Below are 23,000 nucleotides of genomic sequence, written 5' to 3'. Positions count from 1 at the left end.
CCCTACGCCGCCTTCAACTCCTTGACGAGGTGCTCGAACCGGAGGTCCGGCCGGAGCGGGATGCCGAACCGCTCGTCGCCGTACAGGAACGGGCTGAACTCGCCGGTGCGCCGGTAGCCCCGCCGCTCGTACCAGGCGATCAGTTCGGCGCGCTGCTCGATCACCTTCATCTCCATCGCATCGACGCCCCACCGCTCGGCGGCCAGGCGCTCCGCCTCGGCCAGCACCGCCCGCCCGATGCCCCCGCCCTGGAGCCCGGGCCGCACCGAGAACATGCCGAAGTAGGCCCGTTCACCGCGCCGCTCCAGCTGGCAGCAGGCGAGCAGTCCGCCGTCCCGCTCGGCGAGCAGTACCAGGCCCTCGGCGTGGCTCACGGCCGCCGTGACGGCCTCCGGGTTGGTGCGCCGGCCGCCCAGCAGGTCCGCCTCGGTGGTCCACCCGGCCCGGCTGGAGTCACCCCGGTAGGCCGACTCGACCAGGTCGACCAGCGCCGGGACGTCGGCGGGCGTGGCGGGACGGAACACGGGCTCCCCGGCAGGCCGGGCGGAGTCGGTGGCGGTCTCGGTCATGGCTGGTCCTCTCCTCACGTGCGGGGCCGCCCGTGGTGGCCGGCCCGCGGGCATCGTGCCACAGCGGGCCGGGCGCTCCCGGAACCGCCCCGAGCCCGCCCCGGCGTCGCCCGCCGGTTCCCCGGTCCGCTTCCGCGGCCGGCCGACCCGGCAAAACCGGCAACGCCGGCTGCCGGTCATGGCGTTCCGGCACGTGTGACGTGCGTTCAGCATGTGAAAAAAGATGCCTGGCGGCGGTTCAGGTACATGACTACTCTGCGGTACGGCCGGTCAGACCCCGGCCTTACCAGGTCATTTCGACCCTTCCCTCGCTCGGAACCAGAGGAGTGTTCATGCCCCGCTCTTCCCGCTCCGCCCGCACCGCCGGCACCGACAGATCGGCCCGCCGCCTGCCCGCGCCGGCCGCCCTCGCCGCCGCGACCGCCCTGGTCGCCGGCGTCGCCGCCCCCGCCTACGCGGCCGAGCCCGCCCCTGTCGCCCCCGTCGTCGAAGGCCGCCCCGGCTTCCACCCCGACCAGGACTTCGCCGGCTCCACCGTCGCCGCCCGCGAGGGCCGCGGCACCGCCGCCCCGTTCGCCTCCCTCGCCGCCACCCAGACCCCGGGGCTGGACGTCTCCGGCTACCAGGGCAACGTCAACTGGTCCTCGGCGTCCGCGAACGGCGCCAAGTTCGCCTACGTCAAGGCCACCGAGGGCACCAGCTACACCAACCCGTACTTCGCCCAGCAGTACAACGGCTCGTACAACGCCGGCCTGATCCGCGGCGCCTACCACTTCGCGCTGCCGAACGCCTCCTCCGGCGCCACCCAGGCCAACTACTTCGTCAGCCACGGCGGCGGCTGGTCCGCCGACGGCAAGACCCTGCCGCCCGCGCTCGACATCGAGTACAACCCCTACGGCGCCACCTGCTACGGCCTCAGCCAGAGCGCCATGGTCAGCTGGATCCGCGACTTCAGCGACACCGTGCACTCCCGCACCGGCCGGTACCCCACCATCTACACCACCACCAACTGGTGGACCCAGTGCACCGGCAACAACGGCGGCTTCGGCACCACCAACCCGCTCTGGATAGCCCGCTACTCCACGTCCGTCGGCACCCTGCCGAACGGCTGGAGCTACCAGACCTTCTGGCAGTTCGCCGACTCCGGCACCTTCCCCGGTGACCAGAACTACTTCAACGGCGCGGCCGACCGCCTCCGCGCCCTCGCCCTGGGCTGACGCACCCGCGCCGGTGCGGGGCGCCGCAGCGCGCCCCGCACCGGCAGGTGTCGGACCGAAGAGGGTTCACAGGGCCTTGAGGCCGTCCAGCAGCTGCCGGCCGCCCGGGCTGCCGAGGCCGGTGCACGGATCCCAGCCCTTCGCGGCGAAGTAGGCGCCGTTGCTGCCCTGGGTGATGTCCCGCAGGACGCCCGTCCCGAAATGCGCGTACAGCAGCGGGTTGAGGAAGCCGACCTGGGCCGAGCCGGGCAGGGCCTGGTTGACCCTGGCGAGCAGGGCGGACCACATGGGGGCGGCGGCACTGGTGCCGCCGACCACGAGGACGTGCTCGCCGTCGATGCTCGGGACGACCACACCGGTACTGCCGGCCGCGAGCGCGGCCACGTCCGGCACACCCCGGCCGGGCGCGTGCGGCGGGTTGGCCGACGGGGGCACGTCGGTACCCTCCTGGAAGGGCGGCACCGGGAACAGCCTGCTGATGCCGCCACCGGTCCGGTTGCCCGCGCCGTCGTCCCAGACGGTCTCGCTGACGACCTGCCCCTGCTCCACCACCAGGCGGGTGCCGCCGACGCCGAGCACGTGCGGGCTGGAGGCGGGGAAGTCGGCGTGGGCGCGCTCGTCGAGTGCCTGGTCCCTGGAGCCGTCGTCGCCCGAGGCGCAGCAGATGCTGATGAACTTCTCGGCCGCACCGCTGAAGGCCCGGTCGGCACTGTCGATCGCCCCGGCGGTCCACATCGTGCGGCCGTCCTCGGCGTTGCCGTAGCTGCAGGAGATCACCGAGGGCCGGTTGACCGTGTCGGTCACGATCCGGTGGATCACGTCCACCCAGCCCTGCTCGGTGAACCTGCTGAAGTAGACGACGACCTTCGCCTTGGGCGCGAGGGAGCCGACCACCGCGAGGTCGAGCATGATCTCACCGGTGCTGTCGAGCCGTAGCGGGCCTCCGTCGTCCCGGCCCGGGTCGTTGCCGGTGGATCCGACGTTGGGGACCACCACGTTGGAGATGGCCGGCATGGGCCGCCCCAGGGCGGAGAAGTACGTGCGCAGCGCGTCGGGCGAGTAGCCGCCGGAGGGGACGCCGGGATCCGTCTCGCCGTTGAACGCGAGGACGGCGACGCACTGTCCGTCGCCGTCGGTTCCGGCGGGGTAGGCGTACGGGGTTTCGAGGTCGGTCGGGAGGAAGACGCCGACCGGCAGCCCCGGCACGCCCTCGGCGATCGGCAGCGAGAGGTCCGTGAAGGCCGGGCGGAACAGCAGGTTGGCGCCGATCGGCCGGTTGTCCAGGCCGAAGACGCCGGTGACGATGCCGCTCAGCCCCGCGGGAACGTTGACCGCGCCTTCGCGGCCCCGGTAGATCCGGGGGTTGTCGTTGGCGTCCCGGTAACGGTAGCGGGCCAGGGTGACCCGGAAGGCGTTCGAGACGTCCTCGGTGGTGCCGGTCAGCTGGACGCTGCGGGCCAGCGGGTTCTCGTGGGAGACGGTCAGGTGGTGCTCGTCGGCGAACGCCTCGACCGCCTTGAGGTCGGTGTCGCGCCACCGGTGGACGGCGGCGTACTCGTCGTCGCCGGGGGCGGTGCGGCGGGCCGGCGGCTGCATCGCCAGCTCGTAGACGTCGGGGCGCGGGGGCGCGTCGGGGTCGCGCCGCAGGTAGACGGTGACGGTCAGGGGTGCCCGTGGGTCGGCCGGTCCGATGACCCGCGCTCCGCTGAGCGGAGCGCGGGAGCTGTCCGGCAGCGCCACGTAGTGGTTGGTCGACATGATCGCTCCAGCGGTCGGGTCGGCGCCGGGAGCCTCGCGACTATGGGTCGTGTGCTTTCGACTGTCCGCGTACGGCACACGCTTATGTCGTACACGTACAGCGTCCCTCCCGGCCCTCCGTGGCGTCAAGGGCGTCAAGGGGCTTCACGGGGCGGCGCCCCCGGCCGTGACCGGGGGCGGCGCCCGGGGTGCGCGGGCTCAGCCGTCGATGCGGTGCTGGCTCCAGAAGGAGGTCAGGTCCACGGTGGTGACGGCCTGGGCCGCGGCCTTGAACTCCGCGGTGGTGGAGACGCCGTACCAGTGCGCCTGCGCGTAGTTCCGCAGCAGCGCGGTCATCGCGGTGTCGCCGATCGTCCGGCGCAGGTCGTGCAGGGCGCACTTGCCGTAGCCGTAGACGACCGTGGAGTAGCGGGAGGAGTTGGCGTCCCAGTACGCCATCGAGTTGGTGATCTTTTCTGCCGAGGAGGCCCAGGAGACGCTGTTCCAGCAGCCGTTGCCGGTCTTGCCGAGGGCGAGGTCGGTGGCGTAGTCGGTGAAGGCCTCGTCCAGCCAGGGGCCGTTGTACTCGTCGTCACCCACGATGCCGTACCACCACTGGTGACCGATCTCGTGGGTGAGCGCCGTGGTGCTGACCAGGTCGAGGACGAAACCCGGGTACTCCATGCCGCCGAACCAGAAGTTGTTGTCGATCACCGCGTCCAGCTCGCCGTACGGGTAGGCGCCGAAGCGCTGGGCGTGGGCGTCGACCGCCGAGGTCGCGGTGGAGAGCATCGACTTGGAGTCGGCCGCGCTGATCCCCGCCACCGAATAGACGTTGACCTTCACCCCGGCCGCGGAGGTGCCGGAGATCCTGGTGAACGGCCCGGCGCCCCAGGCGAAGTCGCGCACCTTGCCGGCGGTCGCCTTGGTGACGGTCCGGCCGGCCGCGCCGGGGGTGTCCACCGAGGTACCGGTCGCGGGCACCAGCAGGCCGGTCGGGTGGTCCAGGGTGACGGCGAAGTCCGAGGCCACCGAGTAGAAGGACTCGCCGTTGTTGGTGTACGGGTCGAGGTGCCAGCCGGCCGCGTCCCGTATCGCCAGGACCGGCAGGGCGTTGCCGAGGAAGTTGTACGCGCCGTCGTGGCCGAAGCGGTCCGCGCCGCTCGGCACGGTGATGCCGAGGTCGAAGCCGACGGTGCCGCTCTGGCCCTGCGCGAGCGGAGCCGGCAGGGTGATCTTGAGCGCGGTGCAGTTCACCGTGAGCGGGGACGGCGTGCCGCCGGTCACGTTGGTCACCGTGATCGGGGTGCTGGGGCAGCTGCCGTGGGCGTTGTCCCACAGTCGCAGGTACACCTCGTTCAGCGCGGTGGGCGAGGCGTTGCTGAAGGTCACGCTCTCGCGCCCGGTCCAACTGCCGCCGGAGGCATCGCTGGTGAGGTCGACGGTGTACGCCGGCGCGGCCGGGGTGCGGGTCGGGTCGCCGGGCTGGGGCGGAGTGGTGCCACCGCCGGAGACGTCCAGGGTGACGTCGTCCAGCACGAAGCTGGTCTGCAGGCTGGAGTCCTCGACGCCGGTGAAGGCGAGCGTCACGGCCTGGCCCGCGAAGGCGGAGACGTCGACGGTCTTGTGCACGTACCCGGCCTGGGCGTCCAGGTTGGAGTAGGTGGCCAGAGTGGTGGAGCCGAGTTTGACGGTCAGCTTGTCGTAGGCGGTGCTGCCGGTCGTCTCGGCGGTGTCGACGTGCAGCCAGAACCCGAGCGTCGCGGTGCCGCACCCGGCGGGGAGGGTGACGGACTGCGAGAGCGTGTCGGTGTGGCTGGAGCCGTAGCCGTCGAGCCAGGCGTAGGAGCTGCCGGAGTGTGCGCTCTGGCGACTGTCGGCGGTGATCGCTCCGCTCGGCGCCGTCCAGGGCGAACTTCCTGACTCGAAACCGTTGTTGGCCACCACCTGGGCGGGTGTGCAGTCCGCGGCGCTCGCCACACTGGGGGTGGCGAGCGCCGCGAGGCCGGTCGCCGCGAACAGGGCGGCACCGGTCAGGGCAGGCAGGAGTCTTCTCATCGGTGCCTCTCGTGGGGGAGCGGGCCGGGAGCAGCAGCGTGACAGCAAACCCGCACCTTTGAAAGGCTCATGACATGAGACGCATACGCCTCACCTGATGACCGGCTCGCCGGATGACCACCTCATGACCGGCCCAGCGGATCACCGGCTCACCGGACGACCGCCCTACCGGATCACCGGCAGCACCGCCGCCGCGCTGCGGCCGGTCGCCGCCTCGATGAAGGCCGCCGGGTCGGCGACCTCCGCCAGCAGCGCGCGGGTGAAGTGCAGCGCCCCCTCGGCGGGCGGCGGACCGCCGACGGCCGCGACCAGGTCGAGCAGGTGGACGGTCGCCTCCATCAGCGCCACCTCGCCGAGCGCGCCGACCGTCACGCTGCCGAGCAGCGGGTGCGCCACCGTGGTGCCCGGCGGCAGGTCCGCGAGGCCGTCCAGCGCGGCCGGCCCCTCCACCCCGAACCGGGCGATCAGCACGGCGGGTTCGGCCACCTCGGCAGCCTGCTTCGCCGCCTCGGCGACCTGGCCGGCGGCGGTGTGGGCGATGCCGCCGGGCCGGTTGTAGGCGCGCAGGACGCCGGCCCCGTCGACCACCTCGGCCCGCCCGTCCAGGACGGCCGCGCGCAGCCCGGTGAACATCTCCGGCACCGGCGCCACGTGCGCGTACAGCTCCCGTACGGTCCACCCCGGCAGCCGGGTGGACCGGTCCCAGTCCTCGGCGGCCAGGGCCGAACCCCGCTCCGCCCAGGAGGCCCAGGCCTCCGCCAACAGCGCTCGCACCGTGTCGTTCTGACTGTTCATCAATGCTCCTCGGGATGGTGATCACGGGGTTTCCCACGCTACCCCGGGCTCCCGGAAAACCGTTTGCCACCCCCTCCCCGGGCCGTCACCATCGGCCCATGACCGACTCCGCCGCCCGCCCGCTGCCTGCTCCCGCCGCCGCCCGCCCGGCCCCGGTCCAGCAGCAGCCCGGCCGCCCCCGGAGGCCCGACGCCGTCCACTCGTGAGGGCCGCACTGGCCGCGGGGCTGCTCGCCGGGCTCGGCGTTGCCGTCCCGGTGGGGGCCGTCGGGGCCTACCTGGTGTCGCTCACCGCGCGCACCTCACTGCGCACCGGCGCCTGCGCCGCCCTCGGCGTGGCCACCGCGGACGGGCTGTACGCGCTGCTCGCGGCGGCCGGCGGCACCGGCCTCGCGCCGCTGCTCGATCCGGTCGCCCGGCCGCTGCGGATCGTCTCCGCCCTGGTGCTGCCGGCCCTGGCCGCCCGAACGGCTGTCAGCGCGCTGCGCAGCCGTCCCGGCACCGCCGCCGGACCGCAGGCCGCGCCGCCCACCCCCGCCCGGGCCTTCCTCACCCTGCTGGGCATCACCCTGCTGAACCCGCTCACCGTCGTCTACTTCGCCGCCCTGGTGCTCGGCGGCGGCAGCCAGGACGGCGTCCCGGCCCGGGCGGCCTTCACCCTCGGCGCCTTCGCCGCATCCGCCTGCTGGCAGCTGCTGCTGGCCTCCGGCGGCGCGCTGCTCGGCCGGGCGCTGACCGGCCCGCGCGGCCGGCTGCTCACCGCCCTCGGCTCCGCCGCCCTGGTCGCCGTCCTCGCCGTCCGGCTGCTGCTCGGCTGCTGCTCGGCTTGAAAACCGGCCGGCCGGCCGCCCGACGGTCCACGCCACACCCCCGACCCACCACCCCCGGCACGTCCGGCCACGCAGCGCAACCGACCCGCCGCCCCCGTCGCCGCACCCGCCCTCTCCACGCGGCTCCGCCGCCGGTCGGCTGACCAGCGGGATCGACGGGCCGGTCACCAGGAGCCGCTCACCCGTTTACGTCTGATTCATACCTTGTATCCTGGTTCTGTATCCGTTGAGTGACATCCGCCGAAGACCCGGCCCGGAGACCCGGCCCGACAGCGGGCCCTGCACCGCAGCCGCCCCGCCGAACGGCCCGACCGGCCGGGCACGGCCGACGACGCTGCCACGGACCCGGAGGAGTGCGGAATGGCCGAGCAGGACGCCCCCGAGAAGCGGGGCCGGCTGAGCCGCCCGCTGGTGCTGGGCGCCGCCGTGGCCCTGGTCGACCGCGAGGGCCTGGCCGCGCTGACCATGCGCAGGCTGGCGGCCGAGCTCGGCGTGGAGTCGATGGCCCTGTACCGCTACACGCCGGGCAAGGAAGCCCTGCTCGACGGCCTGGTCGAGGCCTACTTCGACGAGATCAACGCCCGGTTGCGGGCCGGCGCCGGCCGCGGCGCCCACGAGGGCGGCTGGCGCGCCGAACTGCGCCGGATCGCCCAGGCGTTCGCCGCCACCGCGCACGCCCACCCGGAGATCCTGCCACTGATCGCGACCCGCCCGCTGTCCGTCCCGGTGGCCCGCCGCCCGGCCTCGGTGCTGGAACTCACCGAGCACATCCTGGCCGTGCTCGGCCGGGCCGGCTTCGACGACGCGGGCGCGCTGACCGTCTACCGCACCTTCGTCGCCTGGAACCTCGGCTGCCTGCTGGTGGACAAGCGCCAGGTGGTCGACAACCCGAACGAGCCGGACCCGGTCCTGCGGCTCGGCCTGCACCGGCTGCCCGCCGCCGAGTACCCCCGGCTGCGCGCCCTGGTGCCCCGGTTCGCCGACTTCGACGACGAGGCCGAACTGCTGAGCGGCCTGGACAGCCTGCTCGACCGGATGCCCGGGCCGCCCCTTGACGGCTTCTACGGCAGCGACGCATCCTGAGGATACGAGGTACACGTCGGACATATCCGCCCTGATCGGCGCCGCCGGGCCGCCCGGCACCATCGCGGCAGCCCGCTGACGGCGCCCGGAAGAAGTCCCCATGTCCTCCACCCCGAACGCGTCACCCCACGACGACATCCTGCGCCTCCGCGTCACCGCCAAGGACCCGGAGACCCTGCGCGCGCTGCTGCGCGACACCCGCCCCGACGTCGGCGGACGCCCGCACGTCGAGGAGGACGGCCGCATCGGCATCGACGTCTATGCCCCGGCCGACCAGGTCCCGGCCCTCGAACGCGAGGGCATCACGGTCACCCGGATCGGCAACGCCAGCGAGGCCGGGCGCGCCGCCCAGGCCGACGTCGGCGTCGGCGACCGCTTCGCCCCCGCCGACGCCGTCCCGCACGGCCTGGCCACCAAGCTCTCCGGCTGACCCGGGAGGCCCGCCATGCCGTACCTGAACGTCACCGAGGTCGAGTCCGCCGTGACCAGCCTGGCCACCGCCCACCCCGACATCACCCGACTCCTCACGCTGCCCGAGGCCTCGCACGAGGGCCGCACCGCCCACGCCCTGTTGATCAGCGAACCCGCGACGGCCCCCAAGCCGTGCGTCATGATGATCGGCGGCGTCCACGCCCGCGAGTGGGGCAGCTGCGAGATCCTCGTCCACCTCGCCGCCGACCTGCTGGAATCCCACCGGGACAACACCGGCCTCGGCTACGGCGGCACCACCTTCACCGCCGGCCAGGTCAGCGGCCTGCTCCACCGGCTCGACCTGGTGCTCTACCCGCTGGTCAACCCCGACGGCCGGAACTACAGCCAGACCGTCAGGCCGATGTGGCGCAAGAACCGCAACCCGGCCAACGCCGGCGGCAGCCCGAACCCGGACTGCGTCGGCGTCGACATCAACCGCAACTACGACTTCCTCTTCGACTTCGTCACCGCCTTCGACCCGAACGCCAACCCCCAGGTGTCGAACGACCCGTGCGACCCGCAGGTGTACGCCGGCCCGAGCGCGTTCTCCGAGCCGGAGACCCGCAACGTCCGGTGGCTGCTGGAGCAGTTCCCGCTGACCCAGTGGTTCGTCGACGTGCACAGCTACTCGCAGGACGTGCTCTACAACTGGGGCGACGACGACAACCAGTCGATCGACCCCGACATGAACTTCCGCAACTCCGAGTACGACGGCAAGCGCGGCCTGCCCGGCGACCTCACCTACTCCGAGTACATCCCCAAGGGCGACCAGGACGCCGCCGCGCTGCTCGCCGAGGCGTTCTGCCAGGGCGTCAACGGCGTTCGTGGCCTGACGTACAAACCGATGAGCGGCTTCCACCTGTACCCGACCAGCGGGACCAGCGACGACTACGTCTACTCCCGCAGCTTCGCCGACCCCGACCAGGGCAAGGTGCTCGGCTTCACCGTCGAGTGGGGCACCGAATTCCACCCGCGGTGGGCGGAGATGGAACAGATCGTCCGTGATGTGGACGCCGGGCTGGTGCAGTTCTGCCTGGCCACCGCCTGAACAACCCCTGAGCCATAGTGCCCGACAGCAGGGCGCCCGCCACGATCGGTCGCGGCGGGCGCCCCGTCGTGCCGGGCCAGGCGGCCCGGTGGAAGATGCGAGGCACACGTACTTCGTATACGAGTCTGCTCGCACCCCCGCGACCAGGTCAAGGGCGGACCGGGACGTCCCGCTGTCCGTCCGGCGGGACCCGCCCGACGGGCCTCGGCTCAGACCCGGGCGCCGAGCATCCGCAGCACCAACTCGCCGTAACGGCGCCCGAGTTCCTCCGGCGCCTCGGTGGAGTTGGCCGTGTACCAGCGGGAGACGTCGATGCCCAGCGAAGTGACCGCGCGGGCCGCCGTCCGCACCTCCGTCACCTGGAAGTCCCCGGCCGCCACGCCCGCCTCGATCAGCGCGCTGACCTCGCGCTCGATGTCCAGCCGCAGCGCCGCGACCACCGCGTAGGCGTCCTCGGGCAGCGCGTGCAGTTCGTAGTTGACCACCCGGCCGACCTTCCTGGCCCGGGCGTGCCAGACGGTGAACTGCTCGACCAGCCGGCGCATCCGCTCGGCCGGGCCGCCCGGGCCGGCCACCGCGTCCCGGACCAGGGTCAGCGTGGCGGCGTGACCGGCCTGGCTGATCTCGGCCAGCAGCGCGGCCTTCGACTGGTAGTGGATGTACAGCGCGGCCGGGCTCATCCCCGCCGCGGTGGCGATGTCCCGGGTCGTGGTGGCGTGGAAGCCGCGCTCCGCGAACGACTCGACGGCGGCCTGGAGCAGCCGGTACGCCGCTTCGGGGCGGGCGTCGGCGCCGGGCAGGGTCGGCCAGAGGTCGGCGAGCGGGGTGCTGGTCATGGCGCCATCCTCCCAGAGAACTCGTACAGGCATTCCCGCCGACCACCCCGCGGACCGAGCGGGCGTTCGGCAGGCTGTTGACAGGTTCCCGCACCGACAGCATGCTGAGCAAGCGCTTAGTCAGCGACAGTCCTCAGGACTCAGCATCCCCGTGGGAAAGGCAGGACGCTCCGTGGTGCACTCCTTCAAGGGCCGGGTGGCCGTCGTCACCGGATCGAGCCGGGGCATCGGCCTCGGCATCGCGCGCGAGCTGGTCGACCGCGGGGCCAGGGTCTGCCTCACCGCCCGCAACCCGGAGCCGCTGGCCGAGGCCGTCCGCGACCTGGGCGGTCCGGACAACGCGATCGCCGTCGCGGGCAAGGCCGACGACCCGGCGCACCAGGAGGAGGCCGTCGCCCGCACCCTGGAAGCCTTCGGCCGGCTCGACCACCTGGTCAACAACACCGGCATCAACCCCGTCTACGGACCGGTCCTCGACACCGACGAGGCCGCCGCAGCCAAGATCCTCGCCGTCAACGTGCTGGCCCCGCTGGCCTGGACCCGCCGCGCACACGCCGCCTGGATGGGCGAGCACGGCGGCTCGATCGTCAACGTCGCCTCCATCACCGGCATCCGCGCCTCACTCGGGATCGGCATGTACGGCGTCAGCAAGGCCGCACTGATCCGGCTCACCACCGAACTCGCCGCCGAGCTGGGCCCCCAGGGCGTCCGGGTCAACGCCGTCGCCCCCGCCCTGGTGAAGACCAGGTTCGCCGAGGCGCTGTACGAGGGCCGCGAGGAGAAGGTCGCCGAGGCCTACCCGCTCGGCCGCCTCGGCGTCCCCGAGGACGTCGCCGGCGCCGTCGCCTTCCTGCTCTCCCCGGACGCCGGCTGGATCACCGGCCAGACCCTCGTCGTGGACGGCGGGGTCACCCTCGGCGGTGGCATGTGACCACCGGGGCGTTCGACGGCCGGGGCGTGGTGGTGACCGGCGGCGGCCGCGGCATCGGGGCCGCGCTGGCCAAGGCCTTCGCCGCGGCCGGCGCCCGGGTGGTGGTCAACGACCTGGACGCCGGGGCGGCCCACGCCGTGGCGAAGGAGTGCGGGGGCACCGCGCTGCCCGGGGACGCCGCCTCCGCCGAGGGGCTGGCCGGCCTGGTCGGGCGGGCCCGCGCCGAACTCGGCGAGATCGACGTGTGGTGCGCCAACGCGGGCGTCGCCCCGGCGGGCGGGGCCGACGCGCCCGCCGTGGCCTGGGCGAGCGCCTGGGAGGTCAACGTCATGGCCCACGTCCGGGCCGCCGAACTGCTGCTCCCCCGTTGGCTGGAGCGCGGCGAGGGCCGCTTCCTGGCCACCGTCTCCGCCGCCGGGCTGCTCACCATGCTGGGCTCCGCCCCGTACGCCGTCAGCAAGCACGGCGCGCTGGCCTTCGCCGAGTGGCTCTCCGCGACCTACCGCCACCGGGGCCTGCGGGTGCACGCGCTCTGCCCGCAGGGCGTGCGCACCGACATGCTCGCCTCCACCGGCGCGGTCGGCGAGGCGCTGCTGGCCCCCACCGCGCTCGACCCGGCGGACGTCGCCGAGGCGGCGCTGGACGGGATGCGGGCGAAGCGCTTCCTGCTCCTGCCGCACCCCGAGGTCGCCGACTACTACCGCGTCCGGGCCACCGAGCCGGACCGCTGGATCGCCGGGATGAACCGGCTCCAGCAGGGACTGGAGAGGAGCGAGGTCCTGTGAGGGCCTGGCAGGTGGGTCGACTCGGCGAGCCGGCCGAGGTGATGCGACTGGCCGAGGACGTCGCGCGGCCGGTGCCCGGGCCGGGGCAGCTGCTGGTCCGGATGCGGGCGGCGGCCGTCAACTTCCCGGACGCGCTGATGGTGCGCGGGCAGTACCAGGTCCGCCCGCCGCTGCCGTTCACGCCCGGCGTGGAGCTCTGCGGCGAGGTGGTGGACGGCGCCCGGCGGGGCGAGCGGCTGATCGGCAACCCGGTGCTGCCGCACGGCGCCTTCGCCGAGTACGCCCTGTTGGATGCCGCCGCCGCGTTCCCGGCGCCCGAGGCGCTGGACGACGCCGAGGCCGCCGCCCTGCACATCGGCTACCAGACCGCCTGGTTCGCGCTGCACCGCCGGGCCCGGCTGCGGGCCGGCGAGACCCTGCTGGTGCACGCGGCGGCCGGCGGCGTCGGCAGCGCGGCGGTCCAGCTCGGCCGGGCGGCCGGGGCGCGGGTGATCGCCGTGGTCGGCGGGCCGGCGAAGGCGCGGACGGCGAAGGCGCTCGGCGCCGACCTGGTGGTGGACCGCCGGGAACGGGACTTCGTCGCCGCCGTCAAGGAGGCCACCGACGGGCACGGCGCGGACGTGGTCTTCGACCCGGTCGGGGGCGAGGCGTACACCGGTTCCACCAGGTGCATCGCCTTCGAGGGCCGGATCGTGGTGGTCGGCTTCGCCGCCGGGCAGGTCCCCGCCCCGGCGCTCAACCACGCGCTGGTCAAGAACTACACGGTCCTGGGCCTGCACTGGGGCCTCTACAACACCCACGACCCGCGCGCCGTCCGCACCGCCCACGACGAGCTCACCAGGCTCGCCGAGCAGGGCGTCGTCCGCCCCCTGGTGAGCGCCCGGGTGCCACTGGCCGCCGCCTCGGAGGCCGTCCGGCGCGTGGCCGCCGGGCTCAGCACCGGCCGGATCGCCGTCCTGGGCGACTGACCCACTGCCCGCGCAGCCGGGAAACCGGCTGCGCGGGCAGCACGGCCCCTGCCAGGATGCCGGGATGACATCGTTTTCCACCGCTCGCGACTCGTTGGAGGGCCTGGCCCTCGGGGACGGATTCGGGGAGCGCTGGTTCCCCCTGTTCCGCTCGCCGAAGGAGGCCTTCGAGCAGATCCGGGCCCGGCGGACACCGGAGGAAGGCCCCTGGCACTGGACCGACGACACCGCCATGGCGCTGTCGGTGTTCGGGATCCTGACCGCCTTCGACGCGGTGCACCAGGAGCGGCTCGCCCAGGCCTTCGCGGCCAACTATCAGGCGGATCCGGGCCGCGGGTACGGACACGGGATGCACCTGCTGCTGCCCGGACTGGCCGAGGATCCCGGGAGTTGGCGCACCGCCGCGCGGGAGCTGTTCGACGGGCAGGGCAGCCTCGGCAACGGGGCGGCGATGCGGGTGGCCCCGCTGGGCGCCTGGTTCTCCGCGGACCTGGACGAGGCGGCGGAGCAGGCGGCGCTGTCCGCCGAGGTCACCCACGCCCACCCCGAAGGCGTCGCCGGGGCCGTGGCCGTCGCCCTCGCGGCGGGCCTCGCCGCCCGCGGCCGCTCCGGGCCCGCACCCGTCGGCGCCGGGCTGCTGACCGAGGTCGCCGACCGCACGCCGCGAGGCGCGGTCCGCGACGGCGTGAGCCGGGCCGCCGACCTGCCCGCCGACACCGAGCCCTGGCGCGCGGCCGACCTGCTGGGCAACGGGCAGCGGATCCGGGCGAGCGACACCGTCCCCTTCGCCCTGTGGTCCGCCGCGCACCACCTCGGCAGCCTGACCGATGCCCTCTGGACCACCGCCGAGGGACTCGGCGACGTGGACACCACCTGCGCCATCACCGGCGGCGTGGTCGCCGCCCGCACCGGCCTCGCAGGCGTCCCGCCCGAGTGGCTGGCCTGCCGCGAAGCCCTGCCCGCGTGGGTCGCCGAGGCCGAGGCATAGGCGCCGACGCGCAGGGGCCCTCGCAGGGGGCCTCACAGGGGGCCTCGACACGCGGGGGCCCTCGCACGGTGCCGAGGTCACCGCCCCGCGGCGAGGACCTCCAGGGCCGGGCGCGGCTCGCGGCCGAGCAGGGCCGCGACACCTGAACATGCGAGTGCACCGGCCCCGGAGCCGCAGCGGCAACCGGTCGGCCCGCCCGGCTGTGCGGGAAGGGGCGGGCCGACCGGGAGCCCGCCTTCACCGGAGTACAACGGTGACGCCGTAGGCCATGTCCCCGGCGAGGGGGGGGCGGGCTCCGACCCTGGAACTGCATCGATGAGCGTCGGTTCCACCGCGACGCCGGCGCCCCTCGGGGGCCGGCGCCCGAGGTCGGCGTCAGTAGACGAGGATGTCCCAGTGGCTGCCCTCGTTGCAGTACAGGTTGCCCGATGCGGCCTGCCACTGCGGGTAGCCGTCGCCCCGGTAGCCGATGTAGGTGAAGCTGTTCTGAATGTAGCCATCGATGCAGGAACTGCGGGCGATGTCGACCTTGTAGCCGTTGTAGTGGCTGTAGGTGCCGGAGGCGTGGCCCACCTCGGTCCCGCCCGTGATGTTGATGGCGCAGCCGCTGGCCTGCTTGAGGGTGATGATGGCACTCACCGTGCCCGAGTTGATCTGCTCGAACGAGGTGCAGGTGGAGTTGGACCTGGTGGTACAGCCCCCACTGGAACTCCACGTGATGCCGGCGTTGCTGAACTGACTGGCGGCCGTCGACTGCGACAGCTTGGTACCGCTGGCGCTGGCCGTGGGCGCCGAGACGGCGAGGCCGGCCAGGGCCAGGGCGACGACGGTGGCTGCGGTGCGTGGCTTCATCTGCATCTCCCGGTGAGGATGACGTTCATCCGACTCGACCCCCGGATCCTGCCGCGCCTCGGCGGGAGGGCGGGAAGTCCGGCGCCGGGCCGACGGAACCGGCCCGGACGAAGGGGTCGTACGAAGTGCTGTGACGCGGCAGTGCTCCGGCGCGAGGGCCGACCGATCCGTCCGGCACCACCGCCCGCGGTTCCAGGGAAACGAGGAGCGGGCTGGGGACCGGCATCGCACCAGGATGGCCTACCGCTGTCTATGCGGGTAGACCCCGGTCTGTGAATTTCGCGTGACGGGGAGCGGCCTTCCGCGCGTCGAAACGCTCCTTCGACCGGCCGGTCGTGAAGCCGCCGACATCCACCGGCGTGCGACTGCCGCGGACGTTGTTCCCGGTGGACGTACCGGCGCCGGGCGAAGGCCACCGGCTGCTCGGACATGACGGTGGGAACCGGGTGCACACCCCGCATACCGCCGCGCCGCCGCGGCCACCGGGTCCGGCCCGCGCAGTGGTCACCGCCCCTCGGCGATGACCTCCAGGGCCGGGCGCGGCTCGCGGCCGAGCAGGGCCGCGAGGTCGCCCGGCCCGCCCGGCCCTGCGAGGAAGCCGCGGGCGATCGCCGAGTAGGTGCCGACCACCATCGGCACCTGGAAGTCCAGCGCGTCCGAGGCCGCCACCGCCGTCCGGGCCGCCGCAAGCCGTCCCGGCCGGTACTCGGCGCCGAGCGCCTCGGCCACCTCCGCGCCGCCCAACGCCTGCTCCCCCACCAGCTCGTAGGTGCGGCCCGCGTGCCCGGCGGGCGCCAGGGCGACGTTCACCGCCGCCTCCGCGAGGTCCGCCCGGGCCACCGCCGCGAGCTTCCCGTCCCCGAGCGGCGCGCCGATCACCCCGTCCGGACCGGGCGCGGCGATCGCGCCCAGGAACTCGGTGGCGGACTGGTCGTACGACCACCACGACGCGATCGTCGCCTCCCGGCGGCGGTGGGACGAGGCCGACCCCGGCTCGGAGATCCGCTAGGGGCCGGGTCTCACCTGGTGACCTCGACAGTGACTTCGTAACCGCGCTGCTCGGGCGGGCAGTTGAGGGCCTCGCCGCAGCTGGTGCGGGTCGCGGTGAGGCGGGCGGTGCCGGGGGCGCGGGCGGTGAAGGAGGCGGTGACGGTGCCGCAGCCGCCGCCTGGGCGGCAGGACGGGGACGGGGCGGTGGTCGGGGCGCCGTCCGGGGTGACGACGTCGGGGGCGGAACTGGTCGCGGCGGACCAGTAGATGCTGTGGAGGGTGAGCGTGACGGTCGTACCGACGGCAGCCTTCAGGGTGGTGTGGTCGGCGTGCTCGTCCACCGTGACCGTCGCCGGGCTCAGGGCGGCCGGCGTGGCGGCGGGCGTCGACGGGACCGTTCCGGTGGAGGCGCAGCCGGCCAGGGTGAGCAGGGCGGCGGCGATTGCCGGGACGGCGGGTCTTCTCGGGCTCACGGTGGTTCCTCTTGCCGTTGTTCCAGGGGTACCGGTTCGACGCACCGGCGGCCGGTTCGGATCCCGCCGGACGGCACTCGGACCGGAAACGGCACCGGGGTGGGCGCTGGGCCCACCCCGGTGCGTTCGGCGAGGCGGTGGTCAGGAGACGGTCACGTCGTCGTAGTAGGTGTAGGTCGGGTCACCCGGGTAGTTGTCGTCGTGGTTGCTCAGGGTGAGGGTGTAGGAGTGGCCCGGGGTGACGGTCGCCGTCTTGTTGGTCCAGGTACCGGTGGTGGTGCAGGTCTTGGCCAGGACCGTGGTGGTCGTGCCGGTGGTGTTGTCCTTCAGGGTGGCGGTGGCCCAGTCGTAGGTGACGGTGTCGTCACAGGTGTTGCTGTACCAGAAGGACAGCTTGCTGGAGCCGGTCGGCGCGGTGAAGGTCTGGGCGATCGAGGAGTCCCCGGTCGGGCCGGTGGAGCCGACCATGGCGCCGTAGCTGCCGCTGTGGGCGGCGGAGGTGGCGGCGGAGGTGCTGCCGGCGGTGGTCCAGCCGGTCAGGTTGCCGGTCTCCAGTCCGCCGTTGGTGACGGCGTTGCCGCCGCCCCCGCTGGTGGACTCGGTCCAGGTGAAGGTGGTGTTGCCGGCAGCGCCGGTGGTGTCGGTGGCGGTGACCGTGACGCTGGAGGTGCCGGCGGCGGTCGGGGTGCCGGAGATCAGGCCGGTCGAGGAGTTGATCGACAGGCCGGCCGGCAGGCCGGTGGCCGAGTAGCTCAGCGTCTGGCCGGTGGCCGAGTCGGTGGCGTTGATCTGCAGGCCGGCCGCCGTGCCGACGGTGCCGCTCTGGTTGCCCGGGTTGGTGACGGTGACCGTGTTGCCGTGGGTCAGGATGGCGTGCGAGATCGCGCAGGAGTTGGTGTCGTTGGACCAGCTGGCCTGCTCGGCGTAGTTGCCGAAGGACCCGAAGGAGACGTTGGCGGCGCCGCCGGTGCTGCCGGGCTGGATCCAGGCGCACTCGTCGGAGTTCTCCTGGCCGTTGTAGCTGCTGCCGGAGACGTGGTTGGTCCAGCCTCCGGCCGGGTTCTGGTCGGACATCATCTCGTGCCACTCGTGGCCGAGGGTCATCGTCCAGCCGTCCAGCGTGCCGGGCGAGTTGACGAAGCCGACGCCGCAGTTGGAGCCCGCGTCGATGTTGTACGGCTGGTTGGAGAAGGCGATGTCGCCGTAGGGCGAGCTCGCCGCACCGCCGGTGAGGGTGGTGTCACCGTTCCAGTCGTGCCAGGCGCAGTACCCGGTGGTGGGGTTCTGGTAGTCGTCCGGGTTGGTGCCGTGCGGCGACAGGACGATGTAGTACGCGTCCCGGTTGGCGGCGGCAGTGGTGTTGCCGAAGTGGCCGGCGGCCTTGACGGCCTCCTGGGCGAGCTGGTTGCCGCTGGCCTGGCTCGGCGAGGCGGCCGCGTTGTCGTACCAGACGCCGGACAGGACGCCGCCGCTCTGGTACGGAATGAAGTTGGCGTTGGACGGGCAGCTGACGGCACCGGTGGCGACGTTGGGGCCGTCGCACCACTGGGTCAGGTCGGCCGACCAGGTCTCGCCGTTGGTGCCGATGCCCTTGAACATCTGCTGGGTGGCACCGGCGGCACCGGCGGAGTCGTTGGAGAACTTCGCGTTGCCGTTGGCGTCGGTGGTCTGGGTGCCCCACTGGTTGCCGTAGAACACCAGGTAGACCTTGGAGTGCCCGCTCTGCACGCCGATGCCGTCGACGCCGCCGCCGTACGACAGCGTCTGCTGACCGGTCGCCGCGGCCTGGTTGTGGGCGGCGAGCCACTTCTTGTAGTTCTCGTGCTGGGACATGCCGGGGACCGCGCCGTGCCGGTAGGGGTGGCCGTTCTGCGGGCTCCAGGGGTTGAACTCGTTGGTGGTGCTGCCCTGCGAGCTGGAGATGTCCTGCGCGGAGGCCGGACCGGCCGCGCCGGCCAAGCCGGCGGCGGCGAGCGCGAGCGACGCTATTCCGGTGAGCGCCGCGTACCTCGCGCGTCCGGTCCTGGGGGAGTGACCCATGGGTGAGGGTGCCTCTCTTCTGCCGATCGCCCCGCGGCCTCGGGGGCCGGGAACGATCCCTTTGTGGGGAAGGGCCGGCGGCGGATTCCGTCGGGGCCGGTTCCGGTTGAATTCATTCGCACACCCGGAATTGACTGTCCGTCGGCTCTTGCCGCCTGCGTGGCAAGAAGGAAAGCAGAGCTGATGAACACCGGTCAACGGCGCAGGGTAAGGAACGATTAAGAAGCGCGTCCAAGCAGGTCAAGCAGTGTTGATGAAATAGGATCAACGCGTGTAGTCATTCACTGAATACGACGGGGAATGCTGCTTCGGAATCCGCGACCGGCCGTTCGGCAAGGCCCCTTGACGACAATTCACCGGCCCGTGGGACCGTCCGTCCTCGGCTCATCCGGAAGGGGGCGGTGCCGGGACTCCGCCCGCCGCCGCCCCGGCCCGCTACCGCTCGTACGCCATCTCCGGGAAGCGCGCCGACGGCCCGTCGAGCAGGTGGTCGTCCTGGCCGCGCAACCAGCGGTCGAAGAAGGACGCCACGTAGGTGCGGGTGGCGAGTTCGGCGCGGCCGGGGCGGATGTCGCCGACGTCCTTGCGCAGCTGCTCGGCGCCGAGCACGCCCTGCCGGGCGAGCTGCGGCAGCAGCGGCTGGGCATCGGTGTACGAGCCGTGGCGGGAGCCGGTGAGCGTGACGTCGGCGTGCCAGCCGGTGCTGTGCTGCCACAGGGCGTTCCAGCCGGGCTGGTTGCGGTAGCTGCCGGAGTCGTCGCTTCCACTGCCCATCAGCAGGAACGGGCGGTCCAGGCCGTCCTCGGCGAGGCTGGGCAGGAAGACGCCGGCGTGGCCGTCGGGGCCGGGGAAGTGCAGCTGTCCGTCCATGTTGATCCCGGCCGCGATCCGCGGGTCGTCGTGCATGGTCTGGAGTGCGGTGAAGCCGCCCGCCGACTGACCGACCATGCCGATCCGGCCGAGGTCGAGGGCCCCGGCCACCCCGGCGGGCAGGCCGGGCCGCCCGCCCAGCTCGGCGAGCCGGTCCAGCACGAAGCGGGTGTCGGCCACCCGGGTGTCCAACGCCTTGCGCAGCACCGCGCCGATGTCCAGGCCGGGCTGCCCGAGCATGCCGGGGAACACCGAGGGGGCCAGGTCGCCGCCGGGGAACGCGACCTCGGAGGCCTCGTAGGTGTGGTCGACGGTGACCACCACGTAGCCGCGCGAGGCGAGGTCCTCGACCAGCGCCGTTCCCCAGGTGCGCGGGTCGCCGAGGCCGGGCGAGTACAGCACCACCGGGCGCGGGCCGCCTGGCAGCGCCGGGGCGTCCTTGCGGGCGTGGGTGCGGATGGCCGACCAGTCGGTGCGGCCGGGATCGGCGCCGTAGTTGAGCAGGCCGACGCCGTCCGGGCCGTCGAAGTGCTTGGCGGCGGCGGGCTCCATGTACGGGGCGCGGTCGTCGCCGGCGGCCGGGTGGGAGGTCGGGTACCAGAGGCTGATCATCAGCTCGCGCCGCTGCCCGGGGTGCCACGGGTCCTCCCGGCCCGCGTCGGTGAGGTGCAGCGCGGTGGTCCCGATCGGGTACGGCCCGCTGGGCTCCGGCAGCCAGGCCCGCGCCTGCTGCCCGGGGCTTCCGCCCCCCGGCGCCGCCGCAACCGCTCCGGCCGCACCGATCGTGCCCACTGCCGCTGTCGCCGCCAGCAGGACCGCCGCCACGGCCCGTCCCGGAATTCCCATGGTGTCCCTCCGTGTTCCGATCGATCGAACACGCAGGACACTACGGTCGGAGACGGGCCGCGGCCGTCATACCAGGGGGCCAACCAGCCCCTGAATACCCGGGTGTCACACCCCTACGGGTCAGCGCCGGTACTGCCGCAGTTCCCTCCGGGCCAGCGAGCGCTTGTGCACCTCGTCCGGGCCGTCGGCCAGCCGAAGGGTGCGGTTGCCGGCCCAGAGCTGGGCGAGCGGGGTGTCCTGGCTGACGCCGGCCGCGCCGTGCGCCTGGACGGCCTTGTCCAGGATCCACTCGACGGTGCGCGGAGTGGCGATCTTGATCGCCTGGATCTCGGTGTGCGCACCGCGGTTGCCGACGGTGTCCATCAGCCAGGCCGTCTTCAGCACCAGCAGCCGCAACTGCTCGATGCGGACGCGGGATTCGGCGATCCAGTCCTGCACCACGCCCTGCTCGGCCAGCGGCTTCCCGAACGCCACCCGCTCGTTGGCCCGGCGGCACATCAGCTCCAGCGCGCGTTCGGCGATGCCGATGGCGCGCATGCAGTGGTGGATGCGGCCGGGGCCGAGCCGGGCCTGGGCGATGGCGAAGCCCGCGCCCTGCTCCCCGATCAGGTTCTCCACCGGGACGCGGACGTCCTCGAACAGCACCTCGGCGTGGCCGCCGTGGTCGGCGTCGTCGTACCCGAAGACGGTCATGCCGCGCCGGACGGTCACGCCCGGGGTGTCGCGCGGGACGAGCACCATGCTCTGCTGGCGGTGCGGCTCGGCGGCCGGATCGGTCTTGCCCATCACGATGAGGATCCTGCAGTCGGGGTTCATCGCCCCGGTGATGTACCACTTGCGGCCGTTGATCACGTACTCGTCGCCGTCCCGCTCGATCCGGGTGGCGATGTTGGTGGCGTCCGAGGAGGCCACCTCGGGCTCGGTCATCGCGAAGGCCGAGCGGATCTCGCCGTCCAGGAGCGGGCGCAGCCAGCGCTCGCGCTGCTCGGCGCTGCCGAACTGGGCGAGCAGCTCCATGTTGCCGGTGTCGGGTGCGGCGCAGTTGAGCGCGGGCGGGGCCAACTGGATGCTGCGGCCGGTGATTTCGGCGAGCGGGGCGTACTGGAGGTTGGTCAGGCCGGCGCCGAGCCCACCGGGCAGGCTGTGCTTGTCCACGAAGAACAGGTTCCACAGGTTCTGCTTGCGGGCCTCGGCCTGGAGGGCGGCGACGACCGGGGGGATGGCCCAGGGATCGCGGTCCCGGTCGGCGAGTTGGGCGGCGAGGACGGGCTCGGCGGGGTACACGTGCTCGGCCATGAAGGCGAGCAGCTGCTCGCGGAGCTCGTTCGTCCGGGCGTCGTAGGCGAAGTCCATCGGTGTTCAGTTCTCCTTGAGGGTGCTCAGGCCGTGCCGGGCGAGGATCGGCGCCATCTCGCCGGCGCGCTCGAAGCCGGCGCCCAGGGTGCGGCCCTGCTGGAAGCGGAAGTGGATGCCCTCGGCGACGGCGGCGAGCTTGAAGGAGGCGAAGGCGACGTACCAGTCGAGGTCCTCCGCCCGGCGGCCGGTCGCTTCGGCGTAGCAGGAGACGATCTCATCGGGCTTCGGGAAGCCGGGGGCGGTCATGGCGGAGGGGATGATTCCTCCGCCGACGCCGGCGAGTTCGGTGTACATCACCAGCAGGCCGACGTCGGTGAGCGGGTCGCCGAGGGTGGACATCTCCCAGTCCAGGACGGCGGTGACGGTGTCGCCCTCGTCGACCAGGACGTTGTCGAGCCGGTAGTCGCCGTGCACGAGCGCGGGTGCCGGGGACACGGGAAGCCGCCGGCCGAGCAGGTCGTGCAGCCGGTCCAGGTCCGGCAGGTCGCGGCTGCGGGAGGCGGCGAGCTGCTGGGACCAGCGGCGCAGCTGGCGCTCCAGGTAGCCCTCGGGGTGGCCGAAGTCGGCGAGGCCGACGGCAGCGGGGTCGATCCGGTGCAGGGTGGCGAGGGTGTCGACCAGGCGCCGGCCGAGCGCGTGCACCCGCCGCTCGCCCAGGGCGGCCAGCGGGGCGGAGTCCCGGTGGGCGGCGCCCTGGACGTACTCCATGAGGTACCAGGGGGCGCCGAGGGTGTCGGTGTCCGGGTCGAGCAGCAGGGTGCGGGGAACAGGGACGCCGGTGTCGCGCAGCGCGGTCATCACGCGGTACTCGCGGCCCATGTCGTGCGCGGTGGCGAGGACGTGCCCGAGCGGCGGGCGCCGGAGGACCGCGCGGGAGGCCCCGTCGCTCAGGACGTACGTGAGGTTCGAGCGGCCCCCCTCGATGAGGTCGGCGCGCAGCGGCCCCTGGAGGACGCCGGGCAGCTCGCGGTCCAGGTGGGCCCGGAGACGGGCCAGATCCAGTCCGGGCGGGTCGACGGGGGTCTCGGCCATCGGGCGGCTCCTCGGGGAAGCGGGTCATTGACTAAGCGCTTGCTTAGCATCAACGGCAGGAGGTCGCCTGTCAATGCCGCGAACCCCCGCGCCGTACGGCTCGGGGGTTCGTTCGGGGCATGTCGCGGTCCTCCGCCCTCGCGGCCGCCGAGGCCTTCCACCGGAGCCTGCACCCCACGCCATCCACCGTATGACACAAGGGAGTTGCTCCGTACCCCCTCCCCTG

Annotated in this window: 21 protein-coding genes; 9 read left to right on the top strand and 12 right to left on the bottom strand. The window is 73.2% G+C overall.

Features of this window, described 5'->3' with window-relative positions:
• Nucleotides 1-2 precede the first annotated feature (2 nt).
• Nucleotides 3-569 (bottom strand): GNAT family N-acetyltransferase, encoded by a 567-nt coding sequence (locus AB0O11_RS21795; protein ID WP_363389386.1) that lies wholly within the window; start codon nucleotides 567-569, stop codon nucleotides 3-5.
• A 332-nt stretch (nucleotides 570-901) separates the two neighbouring features.
• Between AB0O11_RS21795 and AB0O11_RS21790 the strand changes: the two genes are divergently transcribed.
• Complete coding sequence (locus tag AB0O11_RS21790; RefSeq protein ID WP_363389383.1) at nucleotides 902-1,786, top strand: lysozyme; 885 nt, start codon at nucleotides 902-904, stop codon at nucleotides 1,784-1,786.
• Between the two features lie 66 nt (nucleotides 1,787-1,852).
• On the opposite strand, the gene AB0O11_RS21785 is transcribed toward AB0O11_RS21790, so the two are convergent.
• From AB0O11_RS21785 to AB0O11_RS21775, 3 genes are all read right to left on the bottom strand, one after another.
• Nucleotides 1,853-3,544: a S53 family peptidase gene (locus AB0O11_RS21785; protein ID WP_363389380.1), complete on the bottom strand. Its 1,692-nt coding sequence runs from the start codon at nucleotides 3,542-3,544 to the stop codon at nucleotides 1,853-1,855.
• 198 nt (nucleotides 3,545-3,742) lie between these two features.
• Entirely contained in the window at nucleotides 3,743-5,581 is a 1,839-nt protein-coding gene (locus AB0O11_RS21780; protein ID WP_363389377.1) for a M1 family aminopeptidase, read from the bottom strand.
• A gap of 165 nt (nucleotides 5,582-5,746) precedes the next feature.
• On the bottom strand, nucleotides 5,747-6,376 hold the full coding sequence (locus AB0O11_RS21775) for a maleylpyruvate isomerase N-terminal domain-containing protein (protein WP_363389374.1): 630 nt from the start codon (nucleotides 6,374-6,376) through the stop codon (nucleotides 5,747-5,749).
• 202 nt (nucleotides 6,377-6,578) lie between these two features.
• On the opposite strand from AB0O11_RS21775, the gene AB0O11_RS21770 reads away from it, so the two are divergent.
• From AB0O11_RS21770 to AB0O11_RS21755, 4 genes are all read left to right on the top strand, one after another.
• On the top strand, nucleotides 6,579-7,205 hold the full coding sequence (locus AB0O11_RS21770; RefSeq protein WP_363389371.1) for a LysE family transporter: 627 nt from the start codon (nucleotides 6,579-6,581) through the stop codon (nucleotides 7,203-7,205).
• A 360-nt stretch (nucleotides 7,206-7,565) separates the two neighbouring features.
• Nucleotides 7,566-8,288, top strand: coding sequence for a TetR/AcrR family transcriptional regulator (locus AB0O11_RS21765; protein WP_363389368.1), 723 nt, complete (start codon nucleotides 7,566-7,568; stop codon nucleotides 8,286-8,288).
• A gap of 100 nt (nucleotides 8,289-8,388) precedes the next feature.
• Nucleotides 8,389-8,718: a hypothetical protein gene (locus tag AB0O11_RS21760; RefSeq protein WP_363389365.1), complete on the top strand. Its 330-nt coding sequence runs from the start codon at nucleotides 8,389-8,391 to the stop codon at nucleotides 8,716-8,718.
• 15 nt (nucleotides 8,719-8,733) lie between these two features.
• Nucleotides 8,734-9,807, top strand: coding sequence for a M14 family metallopeptidase (locus AB0O11_RS21755; RefSeq protein ID WP_363389362.1), 1,074 nt, complete (start codon nucleotides 8,734-8,736; stop codon nucleotides 9,805-9,807).
• A 209-nt stretch (nucleotides 9,808-10,016) separates the two neighbouring features.
• On the opposite strand, the gene AB0O11_RS21750 is transcribed toward AB0O11_RS21755, so the two are convergent.
• On the bottom strand, nucleotides 10,017-10,643 hold the full coding sequence (locus AB0O11_RS21750; protein ID WP_363389360.1) for a TetR/AcrR family transcriptional regulator: 627 nt from the start codon (nucleotides 10,641-10,643) through the stop codon (nucleotides 10,017-10,019).
• Between the two features lie 172 nt (nucleotides 10,644-10,815).
• Here AB0O11_RS21750 and AB0O11_RS21745 point away from each other — a divergent pair, with 172 nt between their 5' ends.
• From AB0O11_RS21745 to AB0O11_RS21730, 4 genes are all read left to right on the top strand, one after another.
• Nucleotides 10,816-11,574, top strand: a complete 759-nt coding sequence (locus AB0O11_RS21745) for an SDR family oxidoreductase (RefSeq protein WP_363389449.1) — start codon at nucleotides 10,816-10,818, stop codon at nucleotides 11,572-11,574.
• Nucleotides 11,571-12,359, top strand: a complete 789-nt coding sequence (locus tag AB0O11_RS21740) for an SDR family oxidoreductase (protein ID WP_363389357.1) — start codon at nucleotides 11,571-11,573, stop codon at nucleotides 12,357-12,359. The genes AB0O11_RS21745 and AB0O11_RS21740 overlap by 4 nt, the downstream gene beginning before the upstream one ends.
• Complete coding sequence (locus AB0O11_RS21735; protein ID WP_363389355.1) at nucleotides 12,356-13,327, top strand: NADPH:quinone oxidoreductase family protein; 972 nt, start codon at nucleotides 12,356-12,358, stop codon at nucleotides 13,325-13,327. Before AB0O11_RS21740 ends, AB0O11_RS21735 begins: the two co-directional genes overlap by 4 nt.
• 64 nt (nucleotides 13,328-13,391) lie before the next feature.
• Nucleotides 13,392-14,315, top strand: a complete 924-nt coding sequence (locus AB0O11_RS21730) for an ADP-ribosylglycohydrolase family protein (protein WP_363389352.1) — start codon at nucleotides 13,392-13,394, stop codon at nucleotides 14,313-14,315.
• A 375-nt stretch (nucleotides 14,316-14,690) separates the two neighbouring features.
• Here the strand turns inward: AB0O11_RS21730 and AB0O11_RS21725 are convergent, their stop codons facing one another.
• The 7 genes from AB0O11_RS21725 to AB0O11_RS21695 form a co-directional block, all read right to left on the bottom strand.
• On the bottom strand, nucleotides 14,691-15,167 hold the full coding sequence (locus tag AB0O11_RS21725; RefSeq protein WP_363389350.1) for a hypothetical protein: 477 nt from the start codon (nucleotides 15,165-15,167) through the stop codon (nucleotides 14,691-14,693).
• Nucleotides 15,168-15,671: 504 nt separating this feature from the next.
• On the bottom strand, nucleotides 15,672-16,046 hold the full coding sequence (locus AB0O11_RS21720; RefSeq protein WP_363389347.1) for a hypothetical protein: 375 nt from the start codon (nucleotides 16,044-16,046) through the stop codon (nucleotides 15,672-15,674).
• 140 nt (nucleotides 16,047-16,186) lie between these two features.
• Entirely contained in the window at nucleotides 16,187-16,630 is a 444-nt protein-coding gene (locus tag AB0O11_RS21715) for a hypothetical protein (RefSeq protein ID WP_363389345.1), read from the bottom strand.
• A 141-nt stretch (nucleotides 16,631-16,771) separates the two neighbouring features.
• Entirely contained in the window at nucleotides 16,772-18,670 is a 1,899-nt protein-coding gene (locus tag AB0O11_RS21710) for a putative Ig domain-containing protein (protein ID WP_363389342.1), read from the bottom strand.
• Nucleotides 18,671-19,105: 435 nt separating this feature from the next.
• Nucleotides 19,106-20,386 (bottom strand): esterase, encoded by a 1,281-nt coding sequence (locus AB0O11_RS21705; protein ID WP_363389340.1) that lies wholly within the window; start codon nucleotides 20,384-20,386, stop codon nucleotides 19,106-19,108.
• A 120-nt stretch (nucleotides 20,387-20,506) separates the two neighbouring features.
• Nucleotides 20,507-21,739 (bottom strand): acyl-CoA dehydrogenase family protein, encoded by a 1,233-nt coding sequence (locus tag AB0O11_RS21700; RefSeq protein ID WP_363389337.1) that lies wholly within the window; start codon nucleotides 21,737-21,739, stop codon nucleotides 20,507-20,509.
• A 6-nt stretch (nucleotides 21,740-21,745) separates the two neighbouring features.
• On the bottom strand, nucleotides 21,746-22,774 hold the full coding sequence (locus tag AB0O11_RS21695) for a phosphotransferase family protein (protein ID WP_363389334.1): 1,029 nt from the start codon (nucleotides 22,772-22,774) through the stop codon (nucleotides 21,746-21,748).
• Nucleotides 22,775-23,000 lie beyond the last annotated feature (226 nt).

Source organism: Kitasatospora sp. NPDC093102, assembly GCF_040683915.1.
Classification (GTDB): Bacteria; Actinomycetota; Actinomycetes; order Streptomycetales; family Streptomycetaceae; genus Kitasatospora.
Note: the sequence above shows the minus strand (reverse complement) of the source record. Positions and strands in the feature narration are given on the sequence as shown.

Coding starts and splice junctions, on each gene's coding strand:
- AB0O11_RS21795 (WP_363389386.1), bottom strand. CDS start 569: ATGACCGAGACCGCCACCGACTCCGCCCGGCCTGCCGGGGAGCCCGTG.
- AB0O11_RS21790 (WP_363389383.1), top strand. CDS start 902: ATGCCCCGCTCTTCCCGCTCCGCCCGCACCGCCGGCACCGACAGATCG.
- AB0O11_RS21785 (WP_363389380.1), bottom strand. CDS start 3,544: ATGTCGACCAACCACTACGTGGCGCTGCCGGACAGCTCCCGCGCTCCG.
- AB0O11_RS21780 (WP_363389377.1), bottom strand. CDS start 5,581: ATGAGAAGACTCCTGCCTGCCCTGACCGGTGCCGCCCTGTTCGCGGCG.
- AB0O11_RS21775 (WP_363389374.1), bottom strand. CDS start 6,376: ATGAACAGTCAGAACGACACGGTGCGAGCGCTGTTGGCGGAGGCCTGG.
- AB0O11_RS21765 (WP_363389368.1), top strand. CDS start 7,566: ATGGCCGAGCAGGACGCCCCCGAGAAGCGGGGCCGGCTGAGCCGCCCG.
- AB0O11_RS21760 (WP_363389365.1), top strand. CDS start 8,389: ATGTCCTCCACCCCGAACGCGTCACCCCACGACGACATCCTGCGCCTC.
- AB0O11_RS21755 (WP_363389362.1), top strand. CDS start 8,734: ATGCCGTACCTGAACGTCACCGAGGTCGAGTCCGCCGTGACCAGCCTG.
- AB0O11_RS21750 (WP_363389360.1), bottom strand. CDS start 10,643: ATGACCAGCACCCCGCTCGCCGACCTCTGGCCGACCCTGCCCGGCGCC.
- AB0O11_RS21730 (WP_363389352.1), top strand. CDS start 13,392: ATGACATCGTTTTCCACCGCTCGCGACTCGTTGGAGGGCCTGGCCCTC.
- AB0O11_RS21725 (WP_363389350.1), bottom strand. CDS start 15,167: ATGAAGCCACGCACCGCAGCCACCGTCGTCGCCCTGGCCCTGGCCGGC.
- AB0O11_RS21710 (WP_363389342.1), bottom strand. CDS start 18,670: ATGGGTCACTCCCCCAGGACCGGACGCGCGAGGTACGCGGCGCTCACC.
- AB0O11_RS21705 (WP_363389340.1), bottom strand. CDS start 20,386: ATGGGAATTCCGGGACGGGCCGTGGCGGCGGTCCTGCTGGCGGCGACA.
- AB0O11_RS21700 (WP_363389337.1), bottom strand. CDS start 21,739: ATGGACTTCGCCTACGACGCCCGGACGAACGAGCTCCGCGAGCAGCTG.
- AB0O11_RS21695 (WP_363389334.1), bottom strand. CDS start 22,774: ATGGCCGAGACCCCCGTCGACCCGCCCGGACTGGATCTGGCCCGTCTC.